Below are 13,993 nucleotides of genomic sequence, written 5' to 3'. Positions count from 1 at the left end.
GCGCCTGGGGCGGTCGCTGCGCATGGCAGGACCCTGCGTTGCCGGCCCGTTGTACCCGGCCTGATGAGGAGCGCGTGCCCATGACCACCAGTGCCCGGAATGTGATTGTACTTGGCGGCACAGGGTTTCTCGGCCGGCGGGTGGTGCAACGGCTGCAGGAGCACGGCTGCCGGGTCAGCATCGGCACACGGTTCCCGGAGGCTGCGGCAGCGCAGGGCGGCTCCGCCAGCACCGGCATCCGCCTGGTCAAGACGGATCTGTCAGACCCGGACGGATTGGCACAGGCCCTGGCGGGTTTTGGCGCTGTGATCAATTGCATCGGCTGTTACACCGAAAGCCGCCACCAGAGCTTCAAGGACGTTCACGTCGATGGGGCCCAAAGAATTGCCCGGCTGGTGCGCCTGGACGACGGTCAGCGCCTGATCCACATTTCCGGAATCGGCGCCAGCCTGCATTCTGTCTCGGCCTATGTCCGCGCCCGCGCCGAAGGCGAGGCCGCAATCCGCAGTCTCTGCCCCGGCGCCATCGTATTGCGCCCCAGCGTGATGTTCAGCCGCTCCGGCGCCTTTTTCGGCGATCTGCAAAAACTCGTTGACCGCCTGCCGGTCATCCCGCTGTTCGGCACCGGGCGCACGCGCTTGCAGCCGGTCTGGGCAGGCGATGTGGCCGAGGCCGTCTGCCGGTTGCTTGATGGTCCGCGGGCGCGCAGAAAAGTGTTTGAGCTGGGCGGGCCGGATATTTTCACCTATCGCGGCATCCTGCAGCGCCTGGCGGTCCGTTCCGGCCGCCGCCGGTTGCTGCTGCCGGTGCCTTTTGCAATGTGGCGGGCGGCGGCGGCTGTGCTTTGGCTGATGCGCAATCCGCCGCTGACCCAGGCGCAGGTCGTCCTGATGCAGCAGGACAATACCGCCGGTGAGGCGATGGCGGGCTTTGCCGATCTCGGGATCGAACCGCACTCCGCCATCGCCATGGGACTGGTCTGAGCACCGCTGCCGGCTGCTGTGTCCTAGCGGTCCTTGGCGTTATGGCCGGAAGCCACCCAAGGCCGTTCCTGAGCCCGCGCCTCGCGGAGGGTGCGGCCGTAGAGCCCGCTGTACGACCGCCCCAGCGAGGAAGCGGAAGAAAACCCGCAGCGCAGCGCGATCTGCTCCAGACTCAGGTGGGTTTCCTCGGACAGGTAACGGGCGTGCTGAAGCCGCAGCATCTTGTAGTATTTGCCCGGCGTCATCCCCAAATCGCGCTGAAACGCCCGCGCCAGAGTGCGCTCCGACAGCGATACCCGCCTTGCCAGGTCAGCGCTGTTCAGTGGCGCCTCGATTGTCTCTGCCATCAGGTTTGCGGCTTTCAGCACCTTGGGCGAGCCCTTCTGCTCCAGCCGGGCAGCGCCGCGGTTCAGTTCCGACTGGCGCGATGGGTCATAGACAAACATGGTCGAGGCGCCAAAGGCCGCAGCCGAGCCATAGAGATCCTGGATGAGGTTCAGCATCAAATCCAGCGCGGTGCTGGCCCCGCCGCACGTCATGAACGGGCCCGAGCGCACAAACCGCGCGGTGGAAACCCCGGTCTTGGGAAAGGCCTCGGCAAAGGCGTCCAGTTCCTGCCAGTGGATCGTTGCGGCATGGCCATCCAGCACCCCTGCGGCGGCCAGCAGCCAGGCGGCGGTGTCCAGTGCCAGAACCAGCTTGGCCTGACGGGTGGCGGTCCTGAGTTTTGCAAGCAGCGCCGGGCTGAGCTGTTCACGCACGCGGTAGCCTGCAACCAGCACCAGCGTGCGGTTGCCGGCGCCTGCGTCAAACGCGCCGTCCGGAGTAATCTGCAGACCGCTGGAACTGCGGACCGGCGCCCCGTCCAACGTAGCGACCCGCCAGCCCGCCGTTTCCTGGCCTGCGTTCATCCGCACATCGCGGAGGGGTTCCATGGCGCTGGCCAGCACCATGTTCGAAAATCCGTCGAACAGCAGAAATTCAAAGATTGGCGGCGGGTTTGGCGGCATTTGTGTGTTATTTGACCGGAACTGTATAAGCGTGGCGGCATTTCCTGCGCTATTGACGCGGAAAGTCAAGCTTCTTGACGATCCGCCGATGCTGAACCGACGACTGCTCTCTAATTATAGATAGTCCCATGACAACTGCTCCCCTTCTTTGGCAGCCGGATCTTTCGGCGCGCCGCAAACCTTTGCTGTGTGATTTCATGGCGCAAGCCGCTGCCGCTGCCGGCACGGCGCTGGATAGGTTCGCGGATCTGCACGCCTGGTCGGTTGCGCGGCCGCAGGCGTTCTGGCCGCTGGCCTGGGAGTTTTGCGGACTGGCGGGGGACCAGGGCGGGGTGCCTCTGCTGCCGGATGCCGACCCGATGCAGGTGCGGTTCTTCCCCGAGGCGCGGCTGAACGTCGTGGACACCTTCCTGAAGAACGCCGATGGGCGCGAGGCCATTGTGTTCAGTGGCGAGGACGGCCGCCGCATGGTCTGGACCCGCGCGGAGTTGAAACGCGAGGTCGAGCAGCTGGCCGCCGCGCTGCGGGAGGCCGGAATCGGCGCTGGCGATCATGTGGCCGGTTACGTTCCGAACATGCCGCAGACCGTGGCGGCGATGCTGGCCACGGCGTCCTTGGGGGCGGTCTGGTCCTCTTGCGCGCCGGAAAGCGGGCCGGATGTGGTGGTGGATCGTTTGGGTCAGATCGAACCCAAGCTGATGTTCGCCGCCGACGGTTATTTCTATAACGGCAAGACCTTTGACACCCGTGCAGCGATTGCCGAGGTCGCCGGCCGGGTGCCGTCGATCGAACGCATCGTGGTCTGGCCCTATGCCGGGGAGGCTGCGGATCTGCCGGAGGGCATGGAGGCCTATGAAGCGTTCAAACAGGATGACGCCCCGGCGCTGGACTGCCGCCCGATGGGGTTCCGCGACCCGCTTTATGTGATGTTCTCCTCTGGCACCACCGGCAAGCCCAAGTGCATCGAGCATTCCGGCGGCGGCACCCTGCTGCGGATGCTGGTGGAGCAGCAGCTGCACTGCGACCTGCGCCCGGGCGACCGGATGTTTTATTACACCACCTGCAACTGGATGATGTGGAACTGGCAGGTGGCGGCGCTGGCCTCCGAGGCCGTGATCGTGCTGTTCGACGGCAACCCGATGCATCCCGGTATCCGCCGCCTGTTCGATCTGGCCGAGACGGAGAAAGTCACCCATTTTGGTATTTCCGCCAAATACATAGACGCCTCTCTCAAGCGCCGGAACCGGCCCGCGGACAGCCATGACCTGGCTGCGCTGCGGGTGGTTCTGTCCACCGGTTCGCCGCTGTCGCCGGAGGGGTTTGCCCATGTCTATGCTGATTGGAAGGCGGATGTGCAGCTGGCCTCGATCTGCGGCGGCACCGATATTCTGGGCTGTTTCATCGGCGGCTGCCCGGTTTTGCCGGTGCATCAGGGCGAGATCCAGGCGCCGATGCTGGGGCTGGATGCGGCCACCCTGAACGATCAGGGCGAATCTGTGGAGGGCTTGGCGGGCGAGCTGGTCTGCCGCAATGCGCACCCGTCGATGCCGGTGCGGTTTCTGAACGATCCGGGCAACGCGCGCTACCGCGCCAGCTACTTCGAGGCCTATCCCAACATCTGGCGGCAGGGTGATTTCACCATCCGAACCGGGCACGGCGGCTTTGTCGTGCTGGGCCGCTCGGACGCAACCCTGAACCCCGGCGGTGTGCGGATCGGCACCGCGGAGATTTACCGCCAGCTCGACAAGATCGAGGAGGTGTCGGACGCGGTGGTTGTCGGCCAAAATTCCGACAACGACGTGCGGGTGGTGCTGTTTGTGGTCATGGCCGAAAGCGTCGCACTGGACGATGAGTTATCCCTCCGTATCAAAACTGAAATCCGCAAGAACGCCTCACCGCGGCATGTGCCTGCAAAGATCATCGCCGTCGCTGACATCCCGCGCACCAAATCCGGCAAGACCGCCGAGCTGGCGGTGCGCGACGTGGTGAACAAACACCCGGTCCGCAACCTCTCCGGCCTCGCCAACCCGCAGGCGCTGGCGCTGTTTGCGGATCACCCTGAATTGCAAGCTTAACCCCAAAGGAGCGAAACCATGCCCCTGACCATGAACCGAGACGTCTTTATCACCTGTGCCGTGACCGGCTCGGGCGGCACTCAGGACAAATCCCCCCATGTGCCGCGCAGCCCCAAGCAAATCGCCGAGTCCGCGATTGAGGCGGCCAAGGCTGGCGCCGCCGTTGTTCATTGCCATGTGCGCGACCCTGAGACCGGCGCGCCGTCCCGGAAACTTGAGCTTTACCGGGAGCTTACCGACCGAATCCGCGACTCTGAAGTGGATGTGGTGCTGAATCTCACTGCCGGCATGGGCGGCGATATTGTCTTTGGCGGAGTCGAGAGCCCGTTCCCGGTCAATGAGACAGCCACCGACATGATCGGCGCCACCGAGCGGATGGCCCATATTGCCGAATGCCTGCCTGAAATCTGCACCCTGGACTGCGGCACCATGAACTTTGCCGAGGCTGATTACGTGATGACCAACACGCCGGGGATGCTGCGGGCGATGGGGCAAATGATGACCGGTCTGGGCGTGAAGCCGGAGATCGAGGCCTTTGACACCGGCCATCTGTGGTTTGCCAAGCAGTTGGTAAAAGAGGGAATTCTGGAGCAGAACGCGTTGGTGCAGCTGTGCATGGGGGTGCCGTGGGGGGCGCCGAACGACCTCAACACCTTTATGGCGATGGTCAACAATGTGCCGGCGGATTGGACCTGGTCGGCGTTCTCGCTTGGCCGGGACCAGATGCCCTATGCGGCGCAATCGGTGCTGGCAGGCGGCAATGTGCGGGTCGGCCTGGAGGACAACCTGTTCCTGGAGAAGGGCGTGCTGGCCACCAATGCGCAGCTGGTGGAACGCGCGGCGGGCGTGATCGAGGGCATGGGCGCCAAGATCATCGGCCCCGACGCGGTCCGCGAGAAGCTGGGCCTGACCAAGCGCGCGCCGGTGGCGAAATAGGCCGAAATCCGGGGGTGCCATGCGTGCACCCCCTGTACACCCCCTGTGCACCGGCTGGAGGCAGGGAGGGCGATCAGAGGACAGATCATGAAAACAGCAGCAATCATCGGCGGTGGGGTTATCGGCGGCGGCTGGGCCGCGCGGTTCCTCCTGAACGGCTGGAACGTGCGGGTGTTCGACCCGGACCCGGAAGCGGAGCGCAAGATCAATGAGGTGCTGGCCAACGCCCGCCGCTCCTTGCCCTCGCTTTATGACAAGGCGCTGCCTGCGGAAGGGGAACTGACGTTCCACGCGGACATGGCTGAGGCCGTGGCGGAGGCATCCTGGATCCAGGAAAGCGTGCCGGAGCGGCTGGACCTCAAACACAAGATCCATGCGCAGATCGTGGAGCATGCGCCGGCAGCTGCGGTGATCGGCTCGTCCACCTCCGGCTTCAAGCCGTCGGAGCTGAATGCCGAGGGCGCCCGCGCCGTGGTGGCGCATCCGTTCAACCCGGTCTACCTGCTGCCGCTGGTCGAGCTGGTGGGCGATGCGGACACCTGCGCGCAAGCTTCGGACCTGTTGCGCGAAGTGGGCATGTACCCGCTGACCGTACGCAAGGAGATCGACGCCCATATCGCCGACCGGCTGCTGGAAGCGGTCTGGCGCGAAGGGCTGTGGCTGATCAAGGACGGCATCTGCACCACCGAAGAGCTGGATGAGTCGATCCGCATGGGCTTTGGCCTCCGCTGGGCGCAGATGGGCCTGTTCGAGACCTACCGGATTGCCGGCGGCGAAGCGGGCATGAAGCATTTCATGGCGCAGTTCGGCCCGGCGCTGGAATGGCCCTGGACCAAGCTGATGGACGTGCCGGAGTTCACCGACGAGCTGGTCGACCTGATCGCCGGCCAGTCGGATGCGCAGTCGGGCCATATGCCGATCCGCGAGCTGGAGCGGCTGCGGGACGACAACCTGGTCGGCATGATGCGGGCGCTGAAGAAATCCGGCAGCGGCGCTGGCGGTGTGGTCAACTCCCATGAGGCAGCGCTGCCCACGCCGGAGGCGGCGGATCTGCCGGTGACCGTCAGCCGTCCGGTGCCGCAGAGCTGGACCGACTACAACGGGCACATGAACGAGGCGCATTATACCGAGGCCTCGGCCCAGGCGACCGACCGGTTTATGGAGCTGATCGGCTGCGATGCGGACTATATCGCTGCGGGCGGCAGCTATTTCACTGTCGAGAACCACGTGCGCTTCCTGGATGAGCTGCATGAGGGCGATGCGCTGACCGTCACCACCCAGGTGCTGACGGGCGAGGGCAAGAAGATGCATCTGTTCCACCGCCTGTCCGGCCCCGAGGGGCAGCTGGCGGCGACCGTGGAAACGCTGCTGCTGCATATGGACCTGAACGCGCGCGGTACTTCGCTGCCGTCCGATGCGGTGGCGGACAAGTTGGCAAGTTTTGCCGCCGCGCACGCGGGGCTGCCGCTGCCCGAAGGCGCCGGGCGCCACGTCGGCCAGCGCGGCTGAGGGGCTGAGATGGGGACCGGTAGCCTTCAGGCTGTTCAGCCGCACAGCATGGCGGAACAGTGTTTCGCGCCTGCCAGGCAGCCGGAATCCCCGCTTTGCGGGCCGGACACCCTCCCCGCTCCGGCCCGCAGCCAAAGCCTCCTGCCGCGGGAAAGGTCCGCACGGCGGGCGGCCCCTTGCGGCGCACGGCAGGACACGATGAACACATTTCTGCCCGGCGGGCCGGGCAGCCCCCCGAGGCGGCCAGCGCCGGGGGGCAAATCTTATAGGGTCAAAGGGAGGACCAAATGTCTGAGAGCAATTCCAACAGCCACCTGGTGGCGAAGTCCGGCTTTTTTACCGGTCTTCATCCGGGGATGGGGCTGGCGGCGATCGGGATGATCGCCGCATTTGTGATCTTCACGGCGCTGAATGTCGAGCTGGCAAACGGCCTGTACAAATCCGTCCGCGGCTGGATCGAAAGCTGGTTCAGCTGGTACTACATCGCAGTGCTGATTGCCGGCATGTTCTTCTGCTTTGGCCTGATGTTTTCGCGGTTTGGCAAGCTGCGGCTGGGCGACGACGACTCGCGCCCGGAATTCGGCAACTTCAGCTGGTTCGCGATGCTGTTCTCGGCCGGCATCGGCGTCGGCATCCTGTTCTTCGGGGTGGCGGAGCCGATCTTCTATTTCGACAATTCCGGCGCCTTTGGCTATCCGAACAACCCCCATGCCGACATGGCGGGCCATCTGGACATGAACATGCAGCGGGCGCAGGACGCGATGCGGGTGACCTTTTTCCACTGGGGTTTCCACGGCTGGGCGCTTTATGTGCTGGTCGGGCTTTGCCTGGCCTATTTCGGGTTCCGCAAGAAGCTGCCGCTGACCATGCGCTCAACCCTGTATCCGATCCTGGGCGAGCGGATCTATGGCCCATGGGGGCATGCGGTCGATCTGCTGGCGGTGTTCGGATCGGTGTTCGGCATTGCCACCTCGCTGGGGCTGGGGTCCACCCAGATTGCCACCGGGCTGAACGTGCTGTTCGGCCTGGAGGTGACGCTGACCCTGAAAATCGTGCTGATCGTCATCGTGTCCGTCATCGCCACCGCATCGACCGTGTCCGGCGTTGCCCGCGGCATCCGGCTGATCTCGGAATGGAACATCTGGCTGTCTGTCGCGCTGCTGGCCGCCTTTGTGGTGATCGGCCCGGGCAAGTGGCTGATGGGTTTCTACATCACCTCTGTCGGGGACTACCTGTGGAACTTCATCCCGATGGGCTTCTGGACCGCCACCGAAGAGGCGGACATCGCCTGGCAGGGCGGCTGGACCATCTTCTATTGGGGCTGGTGGATCGCCTGGGCGCCGCTGGTGGGCATTTTCATCGCCCGCATCTCCTATGGCCGCACCATCCGCGAGTTCATGGTCGGGGTGCTGTGCGTGCCGACCGCCGCGGTGTTCTTCTGGCTGTGCATCTTTGGCGGCACTGCGATCTGGCAGGAGATGCACATGGGCGCCGGCCCGGCGTCCGACGGCGGCGCAGGGGTGATTGCCACCGTGCGCAACTGGGAACTGCCGGCGGCGCTGTATGGCACCATCGGCAATCTCGGGGCGACCTCCTGGATGGGCGATCTGAGCTGGACCGCCTGGCCGCTGTCGCTGCTCGCAACCCTGCTGCTGGTCAGCTGGTTTGTGACCTCGGCGGATTCCGGCACCCTGGTGATCACCACCATGCTATCGATGGGCGATGAAAACCCGCCGAACAAGTTCCGCATCATCTGGGGCGCGGGGATCGGCGCAACCGCCATCGTGCTGCTGATGTCGGGTGGTTTGAACGCGCTGCAGACGGCCCTGATCGCGACCGCCTTCCCGATTTCATTCCTGATCATCGCGATGGTCTGGGGGCTGTATAAATCGCTGCGGGATGATCCCTCGGCGGAGCCGATCCAGGTGCGTGCCAGCGGACCGGAGGACACCGGGATCACCGGGGATCTGCCTGCCTGATCCGGATTACAGGGATGAAACCAAAAGCGCCGGGCCTCAAGGAGGCCCGGCGCAGTGCATTAGCCGGACGGCAACCGGATCAGTCGCAGGCGGCGGTGACGATAATTTCGACTTTCAGGATCTCGCGGGCCAGCTTGGCTTCGCCGCAGGCGCGGGCCGGGGCGTGGCCTTCGGGCACCCAGGCGTTCCAGACCTCGTTCAGCTCGGCGAAATAGCTCATGTCCGACAGCCAGATCACGGTTTGCAGCAGCCGGGTCTTGTCGCTGCCGGCCTCGGCCAGCAGGGCGTCGACCTTGGCGAGGATTTCGCGGGTCTGTTCGGCGGCGGTATCGGCCTCGGAGACCTGGCCGCTGAGGTAGACAACGCCGTTGTGCTTGACGATCTTGCTGGAGCGGGCGGTGGTGCCGGAACGGGTGATGGTCATGGTCGATGCCTTTCCTGTCTTGGGATGCTGCCGGCATAGCGGCGGAACCCGCAGGCGGAAAGGGCGAAAGCGGGCGGGCTGGATAATTGCCGGGCGCAGGCCGCGCCCGGCGCGGTCAGAGCTTGATTACCGCCATCTTGTTCTGGGTCATGTCATGCATGGTGTAGCCGATGCCGCCGGTGTTGTAGCCGGACTGGCGGCGGCCTGCGAAGGGCATCCAGTCGACGCGGAAGGCGGTGTGGTCGTTGACCATAACCGCGGTGGCATCAAGCTGCCGCACCGCCTGCATCGCGGTGTCCAGGCTTTGGGTGAAAACCGCGGCCTGGAAGGCAAAGGGCAGGCTGTTGGCGGTCTCAATTGCCTTTGGGATGCTGTCCGCGCTGTAGACGCAGATCACCGGGCCGAAGATTTCCTGCCTTGAGACGCGGGCGTCCGCGGGCGGGTCCAGCAGCACGGTGGGGGCATAGGTGGTCTCACCCAGGCGCTTGCCGCCCGTCAGCAGCTTGGCACCGCCGTCGAGCGCCTCCTGCACCCATTCCTCCACCCGGTCGACCTCGGCAGGGCGGATCAGCGGGCCGCAATCTGTGCTGGGGTCGGTGGCGTCGCCAACCTTCAGCGCCTTGGCGGCTTCGGCCAGCTTCTGCGCGATCTCTTCGGCCTTGGCGGCGGGAGCAAACACCCGCTGCACCGAGACGCAGACCTGGCCGGAGTGGTAGAAGCCGCCTTTGGCCAGCGCCGGGATCATCGCGTCGATATCCGCGTCCCCGGCCACGATCACCGGCGCGGCGCCGCCGTGTTCCAGTGCGCAGCGGGTGCCGGGGGCGAGTTTGGAGCGCAGCATCCAGCCGACGCGGGCGGAGCCGATGAAAGAGAAGAAGCCGACCCGCGCATCGGTGATCATCATTTCCGCCACTGCGTTGGAGCAGACCACCTCGCGGCACCAGTCCGGCGGCAGCCCGGCCTCGTGCAGCATCGCGACAAAGGCCTGGCAGGACAGCGGCGTGTCCTGCGCCGGTTTGACGATCACCGGGCAGCCGGTGGCCACCGCGGGCGCCACCTGATGCACGATCAGGTTCAGAGGGTGGTTGAAGGCACTGGCGGCGACGACCACGCCGATCGGCTCGCGCTGGGTAAAGGCAATCCGGCCCGATCCGGCCTCGGTCAAGCCCATCGGGATTTCCTTGCCCGTCATCTGGCCGATCTCATGCACGCACAGCTCCACCCCGTCGATGGCGCGTTTGACCTCTACCTTGGCATCCACCAGCGGCTTGCCGCCCTCGCTGGCGATCAGCAGCGCCAGCTCGTCGAACCGCGCTTCCATCAGCCGGGCGGTTTTCTTAAGGATGTCTATCCGCTGATAGGCCGGCAGCCAGCTATCCCGCTGGCGGAACAGCCCATGCGCGGTGGTGAGCATCGCGTCGATCCGGTCCCAGTCTGAGGTCTCGACCGTGCCGATGCGCTCCAGGCTGAAGGGGTTCACGACTTTTACGGTTCCGGTCATATCAGGCACACTTTTTCAGCCAGTTCATCAATCAGCACGCGCTGGTTTTCGCTGTAGTCCACCGGCACGTCAATCAGATGCACGCCGCCCGCGTCAAAGGCGTTCTCAAACGTAGGCACCAAGTCTTCTGTGCGCTCGATCCGGTGGCCGGTGGCGCCGTAACTGTTGGCGTACTGGACAAAATCCGGGTTGCCGAATTCCAGCCCCCAGTCGGCAAAGCCTGCGTGCGACTGCTTCCAGCGGATCATGCCGTAAGAGCTGTCGTTGAGCACCGTCACCACCAGGTTGAGGCCGAGGCGGACGGCAGTTTCCAGCTCTTGGCTGTTCATCATAAAGCCGCCGTCGCCGCAGATCGCCATCACCCGGCGGTCCGGGTTCAGCTTGGCCGCCATCATCGCCGATGGCAGGCCCGCGCCCATCGTCGCCAGCGCATTGTCCAGCAGAACGGTGTTGGAGTGGTAAGCCTTGTAATTGCGGGCGTACCAGATTTTGTAGATACCATTGTCCAGCGCGATGATATCGCAGTCGCCCATCACTTTGCGGGTGTCCGCCACCAGCCGCTGCGGGATCACCGGAAAACGCGCATCGCCGGCGCGGTCGGAGAGGTGTTTCTCGGTTTCCTGCTTGATGCGCTGGAAATAGCTGCGGTCAAAGTCCAGCGGGCCGCCCAGGATATTGCCCAGCCGGGTGATCGATTGCGCCAGGTCGCCGACCACCTCCAGCTGCGGGAAATAGACCTGGTCGACCTGCGCTGCCTTGTAGTTCACATGAATCACCTTGGTGCCGCCGTCCTCCATGAAGAAGGGCGGTTTTTCAACCACGTCGTGGCCCACGTTTATGATCAGGTCGGCGCGTTCGATGGCGCAGTGCAAATAATCGCCGTCCGACAGCGCGGCGGTGCCCAGAAACAGGTCCGAGCGTTCATCGACCACGCCCTTGCCCATCTGGGTGTTGAAGAAGGGGATCTGGATCAGGCCGGTAAAATCACACAGGGCAGAGCGCGCCTTGCGGCGGTTGGCGCCGGCCCCAAGCAGCAGCAGCGGCATCTTAGCGCCCCGGATCATTTCCGCGGCCTCGGTCAGCACCTCGTCCCCCGCCACCGCGTAATGGCGCGGGTGGGGCGGGATGACGGAGGCATCGGTTTCCTCTGCCGCGATGTCCTCCGGCAGTTCCAACAGGACGGCGCCGGGGCGTTCCTCCTCGGCGGTGCGGAATGCCTCGCGGATCAGCGCCGGGATGGTATTGCCGTGCACGATCTGTTTGGACATCTTGCAGATCGGCTCGAACAGACCCACCACGTCGATGATCTGGAACCGGCCCTGTTTCGATTTCTTGATCGGCTTCTGGCCGGTGATCATGATCAGCGGCATGCCGCCCAGATGGGCATAGGCGGCGGGGGTGGCGAAATTGGTGGCGCCGGGGCCCAGTGTCGCCATGCAGACGCCCGCCTTGCCGGTCAGGCGGCCATAGGTGGCGGCCATGAAGGCGGCGCCCTGTTCATGGCGGGTCAGCACCAGCTCAATCTTCGAGGTGCGCAGGGATTCCAGCAGGTCGAGGTTTTCCTCGCCCGGGACGGCAAAGACGTATTCGACGCCTTCGGCCTCCAGCGCGTCGACCAGCAGGTCAGAAGCTTTGGCGGGGGAATGGGGCACAGAGCGGGTCTCGGGCATGGGGGCTCCTGTTGATTGAGAGTGCAGGGGAGGGCGGCTTATTGCGCGGCGTGCTGCTGTGCCGGCACCGGAAACAGTTCATCCATCGAGACGGAACGGCCGTTATCCAGCACGATGCGCGCGTGGTAACGCTGCAGCAGCCGCGGTTCCGCGACGCCGCAGCTGTGGGCGATGATTTCGGCCTCCTTTTTCATGTTCTTGGCGTAATAGGCGACGCGTTCGGATTTGCTGGCGGGGTCGAGTCCGAATTGCAGCTTGGGGTCATGGGTGGTGATGCCGGTGGGACAGGTGTTCCTGTTGCACTGCAGGGCCTGGATGCAGCCGAGCGCAAACATGAAGCCGCGGGCGGAGTTGACAAAATCGGCGCCGGCGCAAAAGGCCCATGCAACTTCGGACGGGTTGATCAGCTTGCCGCTGGCGCAGACCTTGATCCGCTCGCGCAGCCCATAGCGGGTCAGGATATCGACGGTCAGCGGCAGGCTTTCGCGCAGCGGCATGCCCATGTTGTCAATCAGGCTCATCGGGGCGGCGCCGGTGCCGCCGTCGGCGCTGTCGATGGTGATGAAATCCGGCGCGCTTTCGACGCCGCGGGAGAGGATCTCCTGGCACAGGCCCTCGATAAAGCCATAGGCGCCCAGCACCGCCTTGAAGCCCGCCGGCTTGCCGGTCACCTCGCGGATATAGGCGATCATGTCCAGAAGGTCGCTTACCGTACTGACCTCCGGGTGGCGGTTGGGGCTGATGGCGTCCTCGCCGGGGATCAAGCCGCGGATGGCGGCAATTTCCGGTGTCACCTTGGCGCCGGGCAGAATGCCGCCCTTGCCGGGCTTGGCGCCCTGGCTGAGCTTCAGCTCGAACATGCGGACAGAGTCATGCGCAGCGACCGCGCGCAGCTTGTCCTCGTCAAAGCCGCCTTCGGGCTTGCGCACGCCGAACTTGCCGGTGCCGATCTGGAACACGATGTCAGCGCCGCCCTCCAGATGATAGGGCGACAGCCCGCCCTCGCCGGTGTTGAGCCAGATGCCGGCCTTTCTGGCGCCATGCGACAGCGCGCGGACCGCGGGCACGGAGATGGCGCCAAAGCTCATGCCGGAGATATTGAAGATCGAATCCGTGGTGTAGGGGTGGCGCGCGTAAGGGCCGATGGTGACGGAGGCGGCGGGCGTTGCGTCCTGCGCCAGCGCCGGGAAGGGGCAATTGGCGAAATAGACTGTTCCGGCCGGGCGCAGATCCCGGGTGGAGCCGAAGGCAATGGTGGAGTCCACATTCTTGGCGGCCCGGTAAACCCAGGAGCGTTCCGCCCGGTTGAACGGCATTTCCTCGCGGTCCAGGGCAAAGAAATACTGCCGGAAGAATTCGCCCATATGTTCAAAGAAATAGCGGAAGCGGGCCACCACCGGGTAATTGCGGCGCAGGGTGCTGTCGGTCTGGGTTTTGTCGCGGATGTAGATCACTACCAGCCATAAAACGCCGGCGCCGAAGACAAAGATGAACGCATATGACAGGAATTCAAGCAGCGCCAGGACGGTGCTGGATATCTGGGACATGTTTTCCGTCGCTCCTTTGGGGGCTTGGCGGCGCGGCTGGTTCCGCGGGCCTGGTTTTCGCCTATAGAGAATGCGCCTTTGTACCGGGCATTGCATTCACGGTGTGGTCACTTCCTTTGGAGCCGCAGGGGCGGGCAAGTTGCTGTCCCCAAGGAGAACCTGCGGCCGTGCGCAATGGTTCCGCACCGCGGGCCAATACCCGGATACTGCGGCACCGGGTGGAACCTTGTCCAGCCTGCGGGTGCGAGGGACCGGCCCCGCGCCCGTTCCGCTGCAGCAAGGGCTGCGCTGTCAGCGCTCCAGTGCCCCTTCGGCGAACTCCCGGTCCGGGTGATTTGCGCCTCGGTGTTGGAATTGTG

Annotated in this window: 10 protein-coding genes; 5 read left to right on the top strand and 5 right to left on the bottom strand. The window is 64.8% G+C overall.

The features are described from left to right. The first annotated feature begins 80 nt into the window (after positions 1-80). Positions 81-983: a complex I NDUFA9 subunit family protein gene (locus AC0KW6_RS14270; protein WP_474035234.1), complete on the top strand. Its 903-nt coding sequence runs from the start codon at positions 81-83 to the stop codon at positions 981-983. A 23-nt stretch (positions 984-1,006) separates the two neighbouring features. Here the strand turns inward: AC0KW6_RS14270 and AC0KW6_RS14265 are convergent, their stop codons facing one another. Next, on the bottom strand, positions 1,007-1,993 hold the full coding sequence (locus AC0KW6_RS14265) for a GlxA family transcriptional regulator (RefSeq protein WP_323775432.1): 987 nt from the start codon (positions 1,991-1,993) through the stop codon (positions 1,007-1,009). A 128-nt stretch (positions 1,994-2,121) separates the two neighbouring features. Between AC0KW6_RS14265 and AC0KW6_RS14260 the strand changes: the two genes are divergently transcribed. The 4 genes from AC0KW6_RS14260 (at position 2,122) to AC0KW6_RS14245 (ending at position 8,492) form a co-directional block, all read left to right on the top strand. Beyond that, positions 2,122-4,068, top strand: coding sequence for an acetoacetate--CoA ligase (locus tag AC0KW6_RS14260; RefSeq protein WP_474035233.1), 1,947 nt, complete (start codon positions 2,122-2,124; stop codon positions 4,066-4,068). An 18-nt stretch (positions 4,069-4,086) separates the two neighbouring features. After that, on the top strand, positions 4,087-5,004 hold the full coding sequence (gene bcoG / locus AC0KW6_RS14255; protein ID WP_474035232.1) for a 3-dehydrocarnitine:acetyl-CoA trimethylamine transferase BcoG: 918 nt from the start codon (positions 4,087-4,089) through the stop codon (positions 5,002-5,004). Positions 5,005-5,091: 87 nt separating this feature from the next. Continuing rightward, on the top strand, positions 5,092-6,513 hold the full coding sequence (locus AC0KW6_RS14250) for a carnitine 3-dehydrogenase (RefSeq protein WP_474035231.1): 1,422 nt from the start codon (positions 5,092-5,094) through the stop codon (positions 6,511-6,513). 287 nt (positions 6,514-6,800) lie between these two features. After that, the gene (locus AC0KW6_RS14245) at positions 6,801-8,492 is read left to right on the top strand and encodes a BCCT family transporter (protein ID WP_474035230.1); all 1,692 of its coding nucleotides are present in this window, start codon (positions 6,801-6,803) and stop codon (positions 8,490-8,492) included. 79 nt (positions 8,493-8,571) lie between these two features. On the opposite strand, the gene AC0KW6_RS14240 is transcribed toward AC0KW6_RS14245, so the two are convergent. The 4 genes from AC0KW6_RS14240 to AC0KW6_RS14225 form a co-directional block, all read right to left on the bottom strand. Then, complete coding sequence (locus AC0KW6_RS14240; RefSeq protein ID WP_474035229.1) at positions 8,572-8,916, bottom strand: RidA family protein; 345 nt, start codon at positions 8,914-8,916, stop codon at positions 8,572-8,574. A gap of 115 nt (positions 8,917-9,031) precedes the next feature. Continuing rightward, positions 9,032-10,417, bottom strand: coding sequence for an aldehyde dehydrogenase family protein (locus AC0KW6_RS14235; RefSeq protein WP_474035228.1), 1,386 nt, complete (start codon positions 10,415-10,417; stop codon positions 9,032-9,034). Further along, a complete protein-coding gene (locus AC0KW6_RS14230; protein ID WP_323775425.1) occupies positions 10,414-12,087 on the bottom strand; it encodes an acetolactate synthase large subunit in 1,674 nt (557 codons plus the stop codon). The genes AC0KW6_RS14235 and AC0KW6_RS14230 overlap by 4 nt, the downstream gene beginning before the upstream one ends. 38 nt (positions 12,088-12,125) lie before the next feature. Next, entirely contained in the window at positions 12,126-13,634 is a 1,509-nt protein-coding gene (locus tag AC0KW6_RS14225; RefSeq protein WP_323775424.1) for an FMN-binding glutamate synthase family protein, read from the bottom strand. Positions 13,635-13,993: the final 359 nt, after the last annotated feature.

The sequence above is a fragment of the Leisingera sp. SA215 genome (assembly GCF_055902035.1).
This window is presented reverse-complemented; position numbering and strand designations above follow the sequence as displayed.